Origin of the sequence: Brevibacterium picturae (assembly GCF_900105045.1) — a bacterium.
GTDB lineage: Bacteria > Actinomycetota > Actinomycetes > Actinomycetales > Brevibacteriaceae > Brevibacterium > Brevibacterium picturae.
The window spans coordinates 220,369-235,437 of the sequence record NZ_LT629739.1 but is presented as its reverse complement, the minus strand read 5'-3'; the positions used below and the strand labels follow the sequence as shown (position 1 = coordinate 235,437).

At 63.3% G+C, this 15,069-nt stretch carries 20 protein-coding genes; 10 read left to right on the top strand and 10 right to left on the bottom strand.

Annotated elements, in window-relative coordinates; translation table 11 throughout:
• Nucleotide 1 precedes the first annotated feature (1 nt).
• From BLT92_RS01135 to BLT92_RS01110, 6 genes are all read right to left on the bottom strand, one after another.
• A complete protein-coding gene (locus BLT92_RS01135; RefSeq protein WP_092102119.1) occupies nucleotides 2-1,729 on the bottom strand; it encodes a carbon starvation CstA family protein in 1,728 nt (575 codons plus the stop codon).
• 106 nt (nucleotides 1,730-1,835) lie between these two features.
• Complete coding sequence (locus BLT92_RS01130; RefSeq protein ID WP_092102116.1) at nucleotides 1,836-2,339, bottom strand: mycothiol transferase; 504 nt, start codon at nucleotides 2,337-2,339, stop codon at nucleotides 1,836-1,838.
• A 47-nt stretch (nucleotides 2,340-2,386) separates the two neighbouring features.
• Nucleotides 2,387-2,827, bottom strand: a complete 441-nt coding sequence (gene arfB, locus BLT92_RS01125) for an alternative ribosome rescue aminoacyl-tRNA hydrolase ArfB (protein WP_092102113.1) — start codon at nucleotides 2,825-2,827, stop codon at nucleotides 2,387-2,389.
• A 24-nt stretch (nucleotides 2,828-2,851) separates the two neighbouring features.
• On the bottom strand, nucleotides 2,852-3,265 hold the full coding sequence (locus BLT92_RS01120) for a PH domain-containing protein (RefSeq protein ID WP_092102110.1): 414 nt from the start codon (nucleotides 3,263-3,265) through the stop codon (nucleotides 2,852-2,854).
• 9 nt (nucleotides 3,266-3,274) lie between these two features.
• A complete protein-coding gene (locus BLT92_RS01115; RefSeq protein ID WP_092102107.1) occupies nucleotides 3,275-3,847 on the bottom strand; it encodes a 1-acyl-sn-glycerol-3-phosphate acyltransferase in 573 nt (190 codons plus the stop codon).
• A gap of 145 nt (nucleotides 3,848-3,992) precedes the next feature.
• Nucleotides 3,993-4,571: a hypothetical protein gene (locus BLT92_RS01110; RefSeq protein WP_092102104.1), complete on the bottom strand. Its 579-nt coding sequence runs from the start codon at nucleotides 4,569-4,571 to the stop codon at nucleotides 3,993-3,995.
• A gap of 92 nt (nucleotides 4,572-4,663) precedes the next feature.
• Between BLT92_RS01110 and BLT92_RS01105 the strand changes: the two genes are divergently transcribed.
• A complete protein-coding gene (locus BLT92_RS01105) occupies nucleotides 4,664-5,350 on the top strand; it encodes an SDR family oxidoreductase (RefSeq protein ID WP_092102101.1) in 687 nt (228 codons plus the stop codon).
• 87 nt (nucleotides 5,351-5,437) lie between these two features.
• Here the strand turns inward: BLT92_RS01105 and BLT92_RS01100 are convergent, their stop codons facing one another.
• Nucleotides 5,438-6,082: a dihydrofolate reductase family protein gene (locus BLT92_RS01100; RefSeq protein ID WP_092108642.1), complete on the bottom strand. Its 645-nt coding sequence runs from the start codon at nucleotides 6,080-6,082 to the stop codon at nucleotides 5,438-5,440.
• 54 nt (nucleotides 6,083-6,136) lie between these two features.
• Here BLT92_RS01100 and BLT92_RS01095 point away from each other — a divergent pair, with 54 nt between their 5' ends.
• Nucleotides 6,137-6,670, top strand: coding sequence for a winged helix-turn-helix transcriptional regulator (locus BLT92_RS01095; protein ID WP_231938962.1), 534 nt, complete (start codon nucleotides 6,137-6,139; stop codon nucleotides 6,668-6,670).
• 12 nt (nucleotides 6,671-6,682) lie between these two features.
• Here the strand turns inward: BLT92_RS01095 and BLT92_RS01090 are convergent, their stop codons facing one another.
• The gene (locus BLT92_RS01090; RefSeq protein WP_269457388.1) at nucleotides 6,683-7,552 is read right to left on the bottom strand and encodes a sigma-70 family RNA polymerase sigma factor; all 870 of its coding nucleotides are present in this window, start codon (nucleotides 7,550-7,552) and stop codon (nucleotides 6,683-6,685) included.
• An 83-nt stretch (nucleotides 7,553-7,635) separates the two neighbouring features.
• On the opposite strand from BLT92_RS01090, the gene BLT92_RS01085 reads away from it, so the two are divergent.
• From BLT92_RS01085 to BLT92_RS01075, 3 genes are all read left to right on the top strand, one after another.
• Nucleotides 7,636-8,022, top strand: coding sequence for a DoxX family protein (locus BLT92_RS01085; RefSeq protein WP_092108640.1), 387 nt, complete (start codon nucleotides 7,636-7,638; stop codon nucleotides 8,020-8,022).
• A 100-nt stretch (nucleotides 8,023-8,122) separates the two neighbouring features.
• On the top strand, nucleotides 8,123-8,455 hold the full coding sequence (locus BLT92_RS01080) for a VOC family protein (RefSeq protein WP_092102093.1): 333 nt from the start codon (nucleotides 8,123-8,125) through the stop codon (nucleotides 8,453-8,455).
• A gap of 13 nt (nucleotides 8,456-8,468) precedes the next feature.
• On the top strand, nucleotides 8,469-8,963 hold the full coding sequence (locus BLT92_RS01075; protein ID WP_092102090.1) for an SRPBCC domain-containing protein: 495 nt from the start codon (nucleotides 8,469-8,471) through the stop codon (nucleotides 8,961-8,963).
• Here BLT92_RS01075 and BLT92_RS01070 read toward each other — a convergent pair.
• Complete coding sequence (locus BLT92_RS01070) at nucleotides 8,892-9,779, bottom strand: carbohydrate kinase family protein (RefSeq protein ID WP_092102087.1); 888 nt, start codon at nucleotides 9,777-9,779, stop codon at nucleotides 8,892-8,894. The two genes, BLT92_RS01075 and BLT92_RS01070, sit on opposite strands and share 72 nt — an antisense overlap.
• A gap of 119 nt (nucleotides 9,780-9,898) precedes the next feature.
• On the opposite strand from BLT92_RS01070, the gene BLT92_RS01065 reads away from it, so the two are divergent.
• From BLT92_RS01065 to BLT92_RS01045, 5 genes are read left to right on the top strand one after another with little or no spacing between them, the layout of a single operon-like run.
• On the top strand, nucleotides 9,899-10,357 hold the full coding sequence (locus tag BLT92_RS01065; protein WP_092102085.1) for a DUF2695 domain-containing protein: 459 nt from the start codon (nucleotides 9,899-9,901) through the stop codon (nucleotides 10,355-10,357).
• Between the two features lie 34 nt (nucleotides 10,358-10,391).
• The gene (locus BLT92_RS01060) at nucleotides 10,392-11,630 is read left to right on the top strand and encodes a nucleoside hydrolase (protein ID WP_092102082.1); all 1,239 of its coding nucleotides are present in this window, start codon (nucleotides 10,392-10,394) and stop codon (nucleotides 11,628-11,630) included.
• Nucleotides 11,614-12,477 (top strand): histidine kinase, encoded by an 864-nt coding sequence (locus tag BLT92_RS01055; protein WP_092102079.1) that lies wholly within the window; start codon nucleotides 11,614-11,616, stop codon nucleotides 12,475-12,477. Before BLT92_RS01060 ends, BLT92_RS01055 begins: the two co-directional genes overlap by 17 nt.
• A complete protein-coding gene (locus tag BLT92_RS01050) occupies nucleotides 12,478-13,293 on the top strand; it encodes an energy-coupling factor transporter transmembrane component T family protein (protein ID WP_092102075.1) in 816 nt (271 codons plus the stop codon).
• Complete coding sequence (locus BLT92_RS01045; protein WP_092102071.1) at nucleotides 13,286-14,740, top strand: ATP-binding cassette domain-containing protein; 1,455 nt, start codon at nucleotides 13,286-13,288, stop codon at nucleotides 14,738-14,740. The genes BLT92_RS01050 and BLT92_RS01045 overlap by 8 nt, the downstream gene beginning before the upstream one ends.
• Here the strand turns inward: BLT92_RS01045 and BLT92_RS01040 are convergent, their stop codons facing one another.
• Nucleotides 14,741-15,031 carry a YrhK family protein gene (locus tag BLT92_RS01040; protein ID WP_092102068.1) on the bottom strand — a complete coding sequence of 97 codons (291 nt, stop codon included), beginning with the start codon at nucleotides 15,029-15,031 and terminating at the stop codon, nucleotides 14,741-14,743.
• Nucleotides 15,032-15,069 lie beyond the last annotated feature (38 nt).

Below are 15,069 nucleotides of genomic sequence, written 5' to 3'. Positions count from 1 at the left end.
ATCAGACCTCTTCGCGTACGGCTTCGAGCTTCTCGTCGGCATCCTCGGGCTCCGGCGGGTCCGATCGAGCTCGGATGATCGCTCTGATGCCTTCGATCGCTACGAACACGCTGCTGACGATGATGATGCAGTCGATGGCGAAGAGCAGCCAGTCCGCGCTTCCCGGGGTCGCGAAGCTGAAGAGCTGGTCGATCGCGGCCCAGAACGACATGACGAATACGATGGCCAACGGTATGAGCGCCGGCCACGGATTGCGCCGCTTTCGGATGAGCATGACCGCGAGGATCATCAACGTCAACGATGCCATCAGCTGATTGGTCGTACCGAAGAGCGGCCAGATGCGCAGACCGCCTTCTCCTCCCAGCCCCTGTGAGAATGTGAGGCCCATGCCGAGGACGACGACGACTCCGGTCGCCGTGTACTTGCCGATCCTGAGGTTGACGCGTTCGCCCATCTCTTGGACGACGAACCGCATCAGACGGAACCCGGTGTCGAGCGAGGTTGCGGCAAACAACACTGCCATCGTGGCGAGCACAGTGGTGCTCAATGACGCAGGCAGGCCCAGACCGGATTCCATGAGCATGCCGCCGCCCTGGACGAACGACTGCACACCGGCTTCACCGAACTTGCTGTAAAGCTCTTGCCACTCAGCAACGGTGCGAAGTCCGGCGGAGATCGCGATGATCGTTCCCAGCGCCAGGAGGCCCTCACCAACTGCACCGAAGTAACCGACGAATCGGGAGTCCGTCTCCTTGTCCAGCTGTTTGGAGCTGGTTCCCGAGGAGACCATGCCGTGGAAACCTGAGATAGCGCCACAGGCGATTGTGACGAAGAGCAGCGGCACGATGCTGGGGGTGCCCTCCGGAACATTCATGTTGATGGCCGGTGTCACGATGTCGTGGGCACCGTCGGCGACGAACATTCCGACGACCACAGCCCCGTAGAGGAGGATGAGGCCGATGAACAGCTGCACGCCGTTGATGTAGTCGCGCGGCTGCAGAAGCACCCACACCGGCAACAGAGACGCGAACGCTCCGTAGATGAACAGCGTCAGAATCCAGAAGACGGTCGGCGTCATGCCGAGGAAGGTCTCTGGCAGGACGACGGGTACAGCATCGCCGAGGACGATGAGACCATAGAGAGCGATGACGCCGACGATGGTCACCGCCACCAACGGCATGCGCAGACGGTAGACGGCCACGCCGACGAGCAGAGCGACGCCGATCGCGCCCCAAGTCGGAATGACTGCGGTCGGAGTGGAGATGAGCAGTCCGGTGATGACAACGGCGAACGCTGCGATCACCATGAGCAGCAGAATGAAGATCACGATCAGGAACAGGCCAGCGCCGCGTTTGCCGATGTAGCGGCCGGACAGCGCACCGATCGACTGGCCCTTGTTTCGAACCGAGGCCCATAGCGCGCCGAAGTCGTGCATACCGGCGAAGAAGACAGTGCCGAGGGTGACCCAGAGGAACGCGGGCACCCAGCCCCAGATCAGAGCGACGGCCGGACCAACGATGGGTGCGGCGCCTGCAACCGAAGTGAAGTGGTGGCCCCAGAGGATGAATTTGTTCGTGGGGACGTAGTCGACCCCGTCTCTGAGTTCGTGAGAGGGCGTGCGGAATTCGTCGTTCAGGCGATAGACGCGTTTCGCGAGGTACTTGGAATACACAAGGTATCCGAGTGCCAGGATCGCGAGACCGATCACCATCAGGAGGACGGGACTCATCAAGTGTGCCTTTCGTCATTGCGTCATTGCGCAGACGGATTGAAGTTCAGTCGGAGCTGTCCGCCAGTATACCAACGTCTGCGTTTCGTTTGAACTTCCTCAGTATTCAGTGTGAATGGTTGAGGGCTCCTGCTGCGTAGGCGGCCTGACCGACATGAACGGCCGCGTCGTCGATGATCGACGCCAGTCGCACTCCGCGAGTGACTGGGGGAGTCCAGTTCTCGTCAATGACTTCGCCGAGGCCGGTCTCCGAGAGTTCGCTGACGTAGCGGCCCAGCGCACTGAGCGTGGCTTCCAGATAGTCGACGAGCAACTGCTGATCATCGACCTTGATCCCAGCCGCCTGCTCGGGCGTGTGGCCGAGACCGACTGCATCGCCAGGTTCTCCCAGCGCGAAGCGATCACGGAACTTCGTCCACACCTGCGCGTCACCAGTGAGGTCGGAGAGCTGGACATCGACCTCACGTCCGCTGTGCCACAGCAGCCAGGCAATCGAATTGGGATGGCCGCCAGGGTGGGCGTTGAGCTGATCGGCGGAGAGTGCCGGCAGATTGTTTGCTGCATCGACAGGACGGTGGGCCAAATCGGTGAGGATCTCAATGCTGTTCATAAGGCCCATTGTGCTCTCCGCCATCCCTCATGTCACTCGGTGGAGAGTCAGTCCAGCCGTGGTCGCTTACGGTTCTGCTTGATCTCGGAACGACGTCGCTCGGCCCGGACTCTGCGGCGGCGCGAGTTCCGCGATGGTTTGGTGGCTCGGCGCTCCACGGGTGGGGCGAGTGCCTCTCGCAGGATCTCGGCGAGTCGCTGTCTGGCGGCATTGCGATTCCTCAGCTGTGAACGTTGACCTTCGGAACTGACCGTCAGCACGGTGCCGGCAAGCCTGGCTGAGAGCCGCTCGATGACTCGGGAACGCTGCGTCTCGGTCAGCGCAGTGCTCGCGCCGAGGTCGACGCTCAGCTGAACTCGGGAGTCTGAGGTGTTGACATGCTGCCCTCCAGGTCCGGACGAACGTGAGAACTGCTCCGTGAGATCTGCTGCTGGGACCACGAGGCCAATTGGTATACCGGGGCCGGCAGGGACTCTTAGGTCTTCCACGGAATTTATCTCCTCACATGCTGATCAGCGGTGGTCGCCGGAGATCATCTGGTTGAGGGAGTCGACGAAGTCCCGTGCGTTTCTTTCCCAGTTGTACCCCATGCGGAGTAACTTGCCGCCATGAGAGCGGACGGTGATTCTGCCAAAGAACAGGTTCACCTTCAACGTCGCTCCCGAGACCTCACTGGCAGCGATCTCACCCCGCTTGCCCCAGAAGCCGAACACGCCTCTGCGCAGGAGGAGCACGCGCCGATCGGTGACGAGCATCAGAGGGTCGACCCACGTCCACCCATTGCCCTCAAGTGCGAGATGGACGATTTCGTTGCCGTCGAGAATTCGGTCGATGACTACTGTGAACGCGCTCAGAGGGGCAGGTTTCTCCCGCTGACGGTTGAGTGCGGCAAGCAAGGAGGACGCAGTGCCAGACGAGCCGTTCATGATCTCAGTTTAGCGATCGAACTCCTCCCGCAGCCGCGGTTCGACCTGCTTTTCGGGACGGATGCCCGCCTTATCCGCGTAGAACGCACGGATGCGATCCATGTCTGCCACGACGTCACCGGTGATGTCGATGGTCGGTCCGAGCCCCGTGGTCATCGTGGTCCGATCGACGTATCCGAGCGTGACCGGCATACCCGTCTTCTGAGCGATCCGGTAGAATCCGGACTTCCAGTCCGTGTGCCCGCCTCGCGTGCCGTCGGGGGTGACGACGAGGCCGAAGACGTCACCGGCATGGACTCGGTCGATCACCTCGGCGACGATGCGACTCGGGTCGGACCGATCGACGGGGATCCCGCCGAGTCCGCGCATGATCGGGTTGCGCCATCCCCTGAAGAGGCTGTTCTTGCCCAGCCAGTGCACCTCGATGCGTTGGCTCCAGGCGATCGAGAGCATGAGGATGAAGTCCCAGTTGGACGTATGAGGAGCGCCGATGAGCACGGTGGGTCGACTCGGAGCGGGCTGGGTGACCAACTTCCAGCGGCTGAATGTCCAGAATGCGCGGGCGGCAAGGCGTCTTAGCATAGTGACTACGTTAGAGGACGCGGGCGGTGTTCTTTCACAGGAGCGACCACGTGTTCGGGTGAGGTCCACCGCATGACTGGGCGACTGCGGTCGGTTCGACCGACTTCGACGAAACCGGCGCGCTGATATCGACACCGTGGCCGACTCATCGAATCTGTCTCACATACCGTGCGTGTGCTGCTGTTAAGAGTTCGAACAATCGCCGGTGTGAGAGCTCGAAACCGGTGCGGAGCATGATCCGTCGGGCGAAGGGGCCTGTGCGGCCACGTCGCTGGACGGAGTCTCGAGTCAGGTAGTAGACGACGTATTTGGGTCCTGGTCTCGGGGTGGCCGTGTCGAGGGTGATCCGTTCGATCTCATTCCACGACACGAACGACGCCGGCAGAACCGTCCCACGGTGGGACTCGACGAGACCGGTACTAGACACCACGAGCGCGTCTGCCCGGCGGAGGCGAAAGGCGACTGCGATCGGAGCCACGACATGGCAGCCGATGATGCCGACGGTGATCGCCCACATGCGCGGAATGAAGGCGAAGAGCATCCAGCTGACATTCCGTTCCAGACTGCTCGAGACGATGAGGACCGCGAGACCGACGAGGACCGCGCCGATCACGAGCGCTATGAACAGAATGACGATGAGTTTCCGGGACGACGTTCCCACGACGACACTTCGCCCGCGATCCATAGCGTGCAGGGCGGCAGCGGTGTTCGGGGGCCTCGACATGGCTATGAGAATACTCGTTGTGGAATAAATCGCAGCCATTCGGGGCTGTTCCCAGTGACAGTGCCACCAGCACACCGACGAAGGAGAAATACATGTCTGATGCAGACCGCGTAGTCATTCTCGGAGGCCATGGCAAGATCGCGCTCATGGCCGCACCGAAGCTGAAGGAAGCCGGGTACTCGGTGGATTCCGTCATCCGCAACCCGGATCAGACCGCCGAGGTGGAGGCTGCGGGCGCGAACGCGGTTGTCCTCGACATCGAATCGGCCGACACCGGCAAGCTCGCCGAACTCTTCACCGGAGCAAAGGCCGTGGTCTTCTCGGCAGGTGCCGGTGGCGGCAATCCTGACCGGACCCGCGCTGTGGATCTTGAGGCAGCGAAACGCTCCATCGACGCCAGCATGCAAGCTGGAGTCGATCGCTACGTCATCGTTTCCTATGCCAGTGCTGGAGTCGACCTGGACCGGGTCGATCCGGAGAGCTCGTTCTACCCTTACGTTGAAGCGAAGCACGGAGCAGATGAGCACCTGCGCGCAAGCTCCCTGAACTACACGATCCTCGGGCCCGGCGGTCTGACTTTGGAGCCGTCGAAGGGCAGTGTGCTGCTGGCCGATGGCTCCGGTGATGTCGACGGTACGACTCCGGACAGTGACACGCGAGTGACTTCCCGCGAGCTTGTCGCCGATGTGATGACCCATGTCATCGCCCACGACGCCGCGAAGCGAGAGACTGTGAACTTCTACGATGGTGACACTCCGATCGCCGAGGCTGTGAAGTAGGACTTCGCGACACACAGATTCCGCACCACACAGATGGGGAGATCGAACTCAGCGTTCGATCTCCCCATTGTCATGTTTACGACGTTTTCACTCTCGCTCTTTCCTGTTCCAGAGCTGGTGAGTCAGACCGCTGGATGAGCCGATCGTCTCGATATCGAACCGGTCTTCGATCCCTTCGACTCCCTCCCACAACGAGGTCCCGTGGCCCAGCGTGATCGGCACGATGGCCACATGCATGAAGTCCACGAGGTCAGCGGCAAGGAACTGCCGCACCGTCGACGGTCCACCGCCGATGCGCACATCGAGATTGTTCGCCGCCTCCTTCGCCTGGCGGAGAGCCTCGACCGGTGCGGCATCGATGAAGTGAAAACTCGTCCCATTGGGGAAGTGCATGGGCTCACGAGGGTGGTGAGTGAGCACGAAGCACGGAGTCTTGAACGGCGGCTCCTCACCCCACCAGCCGCGCCAACCATCTTCCGGCCACGGGCCCTGCTGCGGTCCGAATTTCTTTCGCCCCATGATCTCGGCACCGATGCCCTGCCCCCACAGCGCGAAGAGGGCTCGATCCATTGTCACCGGCGCATCGACGTCGCCGATGCCTTCGATTCCTTGGCCATCGAACCAGCCGAAGAGCGCCTGCGCGTCACCGATCGGCTTGTCGAATGTGACAAAGTCACCGGCGGAATACCCGTCGAGCGAGACGAACTGACTGTGCACACGAGCACGAAACATGATCACTCCGATGTGATTGGCGACGACAATTGCCTCAAGCGTAGAATGCAGTGATTGTGGAATGCAACCACTTGGGAGGACGAATTGCACAGCGAACCGCGCTCGGGGTGCGCGATCAATGCCGCCGTCGAAGTCTTCGGCGACTCTTGGAGCCTCATCGTGCTCCGCGATATCGTCTTCGGCGGTCGTCGCCACTTCCGCGAACTGTTGACCCTCAACGACGAAGGCATCGCCTCGAACATGCTGGCCAGTCGCCTGCGAAAGCTCGTCGAGGAAGGCCTGCTGACTCGCGCGGATACCGTCAGGGGCCGACGGGCGGCCTATTCCCTCACTGAGGCGGGCATCCAGGTCGTGCCTGTCATGGTTGCACTCGGCGCCTGGGGGATGAACCACCGTCCGACCTCACCGGAACTGACGGTGAGGGCACGGATCCTCGCCAACTCTCCCGAGCTCGTCGATGACCTCATGGACGAACTCAGGGAAGTCCACCTCGGCGCGGGCCGACACGATCGCACCCGGTCTCGGGCCTCGGAGCGCTTGCAAGCCGCGTACGAGGCTGCGCTCGGGGACACCGGTGTCGACCGGTGAGATCGCGGGCAGTCATGAGGGTTCGCAGCCGGGCAATTGCAGGCGGGCCAGCCACGCGTGATCGAGGATCGAGACGATATCGATCAGCCTGCCGCCTGCGACAGTGCACGACATCAGGCCCAGCACGCGTCCGCCTGTCGTTGATACGAGTATTCCCGGCTCACCGTTGACATTGACGCGTCGGGCCTGAATCTTGCCGGGGTCGCCGCGCCGGAGGGCCGCAAGCACTTCGTTGGCCCCGAGCTCGACGGTGTCTCCGCGCGCCGTGCAGCGATGCCAGGTAACGTCCGGATCGAGCACGCGCAGCAGCGCATCGAAGTCGCCTTCGCGAGCGGCAGCGAGGAATGCATTGACGGCCGCGCGTCTGGCGGACAATTCACCTGTGGGCGCGGGGACTTCCTTCACTTTGCGCCTGGCCCGACTGGCGGCCATCTTTGCGGCTTCGACGGTCCGATCGATGATCACGGCGATCTCCGCGAAGGGGACGGTGAAAAGGTCGTGGAGGGCGAATGCGAGACGCTCCTCCGGTCGCAGTGCATCGAGGACGATCATCATCGCAAGACTGAGAGACTCCGACCGAGCGACACTCTCCTCCGGGCCCGGGCGGTCATCGGTGATCTGGGCGTCGGTCGCCCAGGTGTCGAGAGCGGTCTCACCCCGTGCGGTGCGTCTGCGCAGAACGTCGAGGCAGACTCGACCGACCACCCGAGTCAGCCAACCGCCGAGGTTGTCGATGCCCTCTGCGTCCTGTCTGTCCAGTCGGATCCATGCCTCCTGCACAGCATCCTCGGCGTCGGCGCGAGTGCCGAGGATCCGTGTCGCCACCGCAGTGAGGCGGGGCCTGTGAGCTTCGAACTCCGAAGTCGGAAGAAAATCGTCGATGGCTGTTACCTTTCGGCGCCACGCTGCGTCATGAGGGTGAAGGCCAGAACGGGCTGGTCCGACCAAAAAGAAGGAGCTTGCTGATGAATATCGTACTGTGGATCTTCGCCGGAGTGCTCGCCCTGGCATTCGGTGTCGGGGGAGCCAGCCAGATCATCCTCACAAAGGAGCGATATCGCTCATTGGCGAGCAGTCAGCACTGGGTCGATGATTTCGGCGCCGGTCATGTCAAGGCGATAGGCACGATCAAGATCGTTGGTGTGATCGGGCTGGTGGTCCCGCCGCTTATCGGGGTTCTGCCCTTTCTGTCCCCGCTGGCTGCCTGCGGTCTCATGTTGGTGATGGCGGGCGCGGCAACGACGAGATTCCGCCGCAGCGAGTGGGGGCGGATGGTCGGCGACGTCGCGTTTCTGCTCGCCTTCGCCTTCCTCGCCTGGGGTCGGTTCTCCTTGGCTCCGTTCGGAGGATGAGCCTGCGATGGGGCTTGTGGTGCCGGGACTTCTGTGATTGCATGATGTGAGTGGTTGCAATTCGCAACTACTTACATCATGCAATCTCGAAGGGGCGATCATGTTCACCGGAATCATGGCCAATGCCACCGTCAACGACCAGAGTCGTGCCCGCGACTGGTACACGAGACTCTTCGGGCGAGACGCGGATGCCACTCCGATGCCCGGACTGCTCGAATGGCATTTCGCGGAGGACTTCGGAATTCAGGTATGGGCAGAACCCGAACGCGCCGGTTGTTCGACGGTGGTCTTCGGGGAGTCCGACCTCGACGCCCTGGCCGGCCAGCTGTCTTCTGCCGGCATCGAACATGATGGTCCGCAGCCAGGTGGTGGTCAGCGAATCCTTCAGGTGGCCGACCCCGACGGCAACCGAATCGTGTTCTCCGGTGAGTGAGGAGAGGCGACCGATGAAGCCACTGACCGAAACACTGCACCTGGACACGGAGATCCCGCGTCCCCGCGGGGACGTCTGGGCGGCATTCGCCGACACGCGGTCGAGGCAGCAGTGGAGCGTTCCTGCCGGCGAAGCGCTCGTCTACGACCATGACGACTTCCGTTCAGGTGGAAGCGCCGAATACCGCTGCGGTACCCCGGGGCAGCTGCAGTCCTCAGCGATCGTGACCTATATCGCCGTCGAAGAGCAATCGTTCGCGGTCCAGACGGAATCCGTCTGGCGCGGTGACGATCTCCTTGCTTCGGGGCTGATCTCCTGGTTCTTCGACGACGTCCCCGCGGGGACGTCTGTCTCGATCGTCGACCAGGTCGTCTCCTTCGTCGGGCAGGACATGATCGAGGGCAGCCGCAACGGTCACAGAATCGCACTCGAGCAGCTAGGGACCTTCCTCGCGGGCCCAGGGCAGATCAGCGCCGGCGCGAGCGACCGTGACAGCCGCCCGTCGTGAGGCACTCTCCCCGAGGCGTCTGAGTTCGTCCTCGTCCATGTCCTCGATTCGCGACCTCGGGTTCTGCAGGTCGTGGACGAGAGAGGCCATGAAGGAATCTCCCGCACCGATCGTGTCCGCCACCTCGACTGAGTGTGCCTGCGTCCTCACCCTCGCCGAGGCGGTCGAGAGGAGTGCCCCATCCGATCCGCAGGTGAGAGCGACCAGCCGAGCTCCGAGGCGAATGATCCGATCCACCTGAGACTCGGTGCTGAGGCCCGGATAGAGCCAATCCGCGTCGACATCACTGAGCTTGACCACATCCACCCGTGAGGCGAGTGTCTCGAAACGTGCCGATGCCGGCCCATGGTCTCCGATGATGGTGGGACGGATGTTGGGATCGAGGCTCAGCAGAGCCGAGGAGTCTCGACCGCGTTGGAGAAGGGAGTCGACTGTCTCGGCTCCGGGGGAGAGGAACGCAGCAATCGAACCGAAATGGATCGCTGTCCAAGTTGCTCCGTCCACCAGCGAGGCATCGGGGGCCCAGCGCAGTGAGAACTCGTACTCGGCCGACCCGTCCGCCGAGAGCAGGGCCCGCGCCGTCGAGGTCGAGCCCGTTGGGCGGACGTGCACCCTGACGTTCGACTCCCGCAGATGAGCCAGAATGAACCCGCCGTGGAAGTCATCGCCGACGTCAGTGAGCAGTTCGACCTCAGAGCCGAGGCGGCCCAGGCCGAGTGCGACATTCGCCGGCGCCCCGCCCGGGGCATAGCGATCCGGTGAACCCGTCGTGCTGACGATGTCGATGAGAGCCTCACCGACGACAAGAATGCTCATGACCCGATTCTATGTGCACGCAGCCCGCCAGGGACCTCATCAGCGTAAATAGTACAGTTTTCGGTCGCCGGAACGGTTTGACTGCAGTTCATGTCAGTGCCGTCTGAAATCATTGCCGCATGGACAAAGACATTATGGAATCAGAAGTCAGAACCATCGTCGACGCCGCATCGTCCCGCATTCTCACACCCCGGGCAGGGGAGTGCTTGGTCTGCTATGTCTTCCGCCAGCTCGGCGAGTTCGGATGTGATGGAACGCATCGCTTCGCACTGACGTTTCGAGACCGAACAGCGCCCAGGGCCACTGCGCTGATGGAACGGCTGGGAAGCATGGGCGCCTGCTGCTGCGACTGCGAAATATTCAACAACGCATACGCCTTCTCCTCCCGCCCGTGGATCACCGGTGCCGCTTTCGGAGAAGCCATCGGCACCGGTTTCGAAGCCCAAGAACCCGTGGATCTGCGTACAGAGTTCGGGATCAACGAGCCCCCAGCGAAGACCTTCTATCTGTGCTGCCAATTCGTGCGCCGAGGATCAACCCAGCCATGCGCCAACTGGACACGAATGAGCCGGTGGTGACAGCAGCATCCAATACTCCGGCAGAATAGGGCTCATGCCATCCGAACTGCCACTGTTCCTCGACTGTGATCCTGGAATCGACGATGCTCTCGCCCTCGGCTACCTGCTGTGCCAGGACGACGTCGACATCAGCGGCATCGCCGCCTCAGGCGGGAATGTGGCCACCGCTCAGGTCGTCGCCAATGCTCAGGGATGGCTCGAACTCGCTGGACGAACCGACATTCCCATCCATGCGGGGCAGAGTCTTCCCTTGGCGTGGACCGCAAGCGAGAGAGGCCCACAAACCGCCGTCCCTGCCGGTGCCGAACACGAGCTCGTCGAGCCTGATGGCGCCGAGCCCGAATATGCCGACCTCACCCACGGACCCAACGGTGCCGGTTACGCCCACCTGCCCGCTCCGAGTGTTCCGACCAGCAGTGTCAGTGCCGCCCAGGCGTGGGTTGATGCGGCACGGACTCATCCCGGTGAACTCATCGGAGTGGTCATCGGTCCGGCGACGAACCTCGCACTGGCCCTCGATCTCGATCCCGAACTGCCCCGACTGATGCGACGACTCTTCATCATGGGAGGAGCATTCAACTACCGTGGCAACACTCATCCGACCACCGAATGGAACGTCACCTTCGACCCCGAGTCCACTGCTCGAGTCCTCTCGGCCTTCGACCCGTCCCACAGCGGGGGCGCACCCGACCATCTGCCGGTGATCGCCCCGATCGAAGCCACAGAAGCCCTCGAGATGACCCCCGGGCGGCTGAAAGCGATCCTCGGCTGCGCATCGGCCCCCGACAACGGGACCCACCGATCGGATGCACCCCTACCGGTTGTCGGTCGATCGGCTGCCGGCCGCAACCGATGGGACGACTGGCTGACCCAGATGGCCGAAGCGCTGCGCTTCTACTTCGAGTTCCACGAATGGGACGGCCTGGGCTACATCGCTCACATCCACGACCCCTTCGTCCTGGCCTGTGCCCTCGAATGGGCACGCGAGCACAGGCGAAGGGCCACCTCGGCGGCAGTCGACGATTCCGCGCCGACGAACAATCCGATTCCGAACGGAACTCGAGGCACACTGCCCTGGGCAGAGACGATCTGCGCGCCCGTCGACATCGAACTCACCGGTACACTCACACGTGGCGAAACCGTCGCCGACTGGCTGGGACGGTGGGGGAAAGAGGCGAACGCAGAGATTATCCGCACGATCGATGCCCAGCTCTTCCTCGACCACCTCGGCGAAACTTTGAGCAAAGGACCTCATCATGAACACGACATCTAGACAGTCTGGGCAGGGGCCGGCACACACCGTCGGTCCCGCACAAACCCAGAGCCGCAACAGTCACAAGCGTCACACGCTTGCCCTCACACTGACCTTCCTCGGTACCCTCGTCGTGCTCGGCACCTACGTCGCCGTCCTCCTGACACAACCGGCCAACCTCGGCACCGACCTGGGACATACGACACTGTGGGTCATCCTCGGATACCTTGCCGGAGGAATCCTGCTGGCAGCCGGTACACTGCCGCTGATCCCACGCAGCATCATCGCCCTCATCCCCGTCGCCATCGCCGCCAACATCGTCATCGGCCACGTCATCGGCAACGTCACGCCCATCCCGCTCTACCTCGACTCGATCGGGACCGTGATGATCGGCGTTCTCGCCGGACCCGCAGCAGGAGCCTTCACCGGAATCATCTCCAACCTCATCTGGGGAGTCACCCTGAGCCCCAGCGTCATCGCCTTCAGCTCGGGAGCCGCCTTCATCGGCGCGGCAGCAGGGTGGGCGGCACGCCTCGGAGCCTTCCGCACCCCCTGGTTCGCCGTCCTCACCGGAGCCATCGCAGGAATTCCCGCCGGAGCGCTCGGCGCCCCCGTGGCCGCCTATGTCTTCGGCGGAGGATTGGGCGCGGGCACCGGCGGTGTCGTCGCCATCCTGCAGGCGGCCGGCCTCGAAATGCTCAACGCAACCCTGGCGCAGAGCCTGTTCTCCGACATCATCGACAAGGCACTGATCTTCGCCCTGGCCTACGTCGTCGTGAGAACCCTGCCTCGGCGCATCCTCGATCGGTATCCGTTCACCGACCACAGTCTTTCGCGCAGATCCAGAGCGCCGGTCGGAGTCGGCTGAATGACCGCGACTGTTCTCGGCCGGGAACAGCACGCTGCGCGCCGGTGGCATCCAGCCACAGAGATCATCGTCCTCGCATGTTCCCTGCTGCTCGTCTTCGGCGTCCCGTCCCCGGTCGTGCCCATCGCCGTCATCGGCGCGACGTTCATCGCCGCCGCGGTGTCGCCGGCGGTGAACCTGCGCGCCTGGGCGATCGGAGTCGGCGTGCTGTGCCTGCCGACGCTGATCGTCCTCGGCGTCGTGCAGGGATTGTTCTACCCCGGCACCGAGGTGAGCGTGCTGTGGCAGTACGGTCCCGCCCGACTCACCGTCGAGGGCCTGGCGATCGCCGTTCAGATCTGGCTGCGGGTCAGTGCACTCGTGTCCCTGAGCGCGGTCTTCGGTCTCGGAGCCGACTCGGCGCGCCTGTTCGACGGGCTGCGCACCCTGCGACTGCCCTCGACAGTGGCCTATATCTGCGCCTCGGCAATCGGCCTCATCCCGCTAATCCGCTCCCGCACCGCGGCGATCATCGAGGCCCGTGCCAGTCGCGGATGGAACGTGCGCAGTTGGGCGGTCCGCATACGACTGCTGCCCGGGATCGTCACCGGGCTGTTCACCTCCGTGCTCATCGAGGTCGAACAGCGCCATGACGTCCTTGCACAGCGCGGACTCCATGAGTCAAGGCAGACGACATCCCTGCAGGACCACACCGACGGACGCGGACAGCGGCTCCTGCGCCGAGGTGCTCCCGTCCTCACCTGCATTCTCATCGTGTGCTCCGTGATCGGATTCCTCCCCCTTCCCACCGCCGACCAGCTGATCGGCGGTGCCTGAGACCGTGGTCGTCCAACTCAAGGGAGCCGGCTTCACCTACCGCGGCAGCGCATGGGCGGCGCTGTCAGACATCGACCTGCACCTGGCCCCGGGCCGGATTCATTCAGTCCTCGGGTCGCTGGGCTCGGGCACGTCCACCCTGGCACGGTTGATCACCGGGCTGCTCATCGACCGAGGAACAACCACCGGCGAGGTTCGCCTCGACGGGACTGCGGTCATGCTCGGCGACGATCCCGAGGCGCAGCTGTCCGGAATGACGAGCCTCGTCGGCGATGAGGTGCAACTGTCCGGGAGGCTGCACGGCGACGAGCTGGCAGCAGTTGAGCAGCGAGCGCGGTTAGTTCTCGACTCACTGGGCATCCGAGATCTGTGGGGACGCCGACTCGACGCCCTGTCCGGGGGTCAGCGGCAGTTGGTCGCACTGGCCGGCCTGCTCACGCTGCGACCGTCCCTGTTGGTCCTCGACCAGCCTTCACTGTCCCTCGACCCCGACACCCGTGGCCGCCTCGGCACAGTGCTGCAGGACTTCTGCTCCGCCGGGGGAGCGGTTCTCATCACCGCCCACCAGCGTGACGAAGTGACCGAAGTCAGCAGCGAGATGAGTGTTCTCGATTCCGGGCGACTGATCACGACACGGCACCGACTCACGGCAGAGGACTGTGATCACCACGGAATCTGGGACACACGAACGCGTCAACGCCACAGAACCGGCAGAACTGCGACGGATGGGTCCGAGCGTGCGAAGCCCGCAGCGTTGACCGTCAGAGGGCTGAGCGTCGCCCGTCTCGGAGCCGAAGTCCTCGACGACGTCGATCTCGACGTCGCATCTGGTGAGATCGTCACGATCGTGGGGTCCAACGGTGCGGGAAAGTCTACGCTTCTGCGTAGCCTGACAGGTCTCCTCGGAAGCGGGGACCGAACATCGGGCACGATCACGGTCGATGCCCACGGAAGCCCGATCAACCTCGGCGAGGCCCCGACGCACGAGCGGGCACGGCACCTCGGTTGGGTCGGGCAGGACCCGGGCAGCCAACTCTCTGCCGCGACCGTGCGCGAGGAACTCACGCACGCAGCGCCCCTGCCCCCGCACCGGCGCCGTGACAGGTCAGCCATCCGCGCCCAGCGACAGGCAGCGGTCACCTCGACACTGGCGAGAACTGAGCTGAAGGCAGTCAGTGAGACCCACCCCTATGATCTGAGCATCGCACTTCGCAAGGACCTGGTCATCTCTACGGCGCTCATCATGGGCCCTCGGATCCTCCTCCTCGACGAACCGACCCTGGGCAGAGACCGCATGGCGATCGGACGGCTGAACCTGTTCATGACGGAATTCATTCGCCGAGGCGGGTCCATCCTGGCCACCACCCACGACCGCCGGTGGGCGGCAGAGACAGCGGATCGGATTCTGCTGCTGGACGGTGGGGAGCTGCGCGGGGATCTGGGGTGATCAGAAGTCGTATGTGGCGTCCGTGGTCGGGGTTTCAGGTCCGCCGATCTTCTGCAGGTGCACGTGCCGGATCAGACGGATCACCGGTCGGATGAGCATCTCGACGCTGCCGAGGACGAACAGGCAGGTGCCTGTGAACACCCATTCGTCGGAGAAGAACATGAAGCTGCCGATGAGGAACCAGACGCCGATGAGCACATCATTGACGATGCTCAGCACCTGATACCGCTGACGAATGACGAGTTCGTCCTGGCCGATGCGAATGATCAGGTTGTGGTTGTCATCGCTCATGTCGTCCTCCTGGGAGCAACTCGTGTCGGACCAAATCG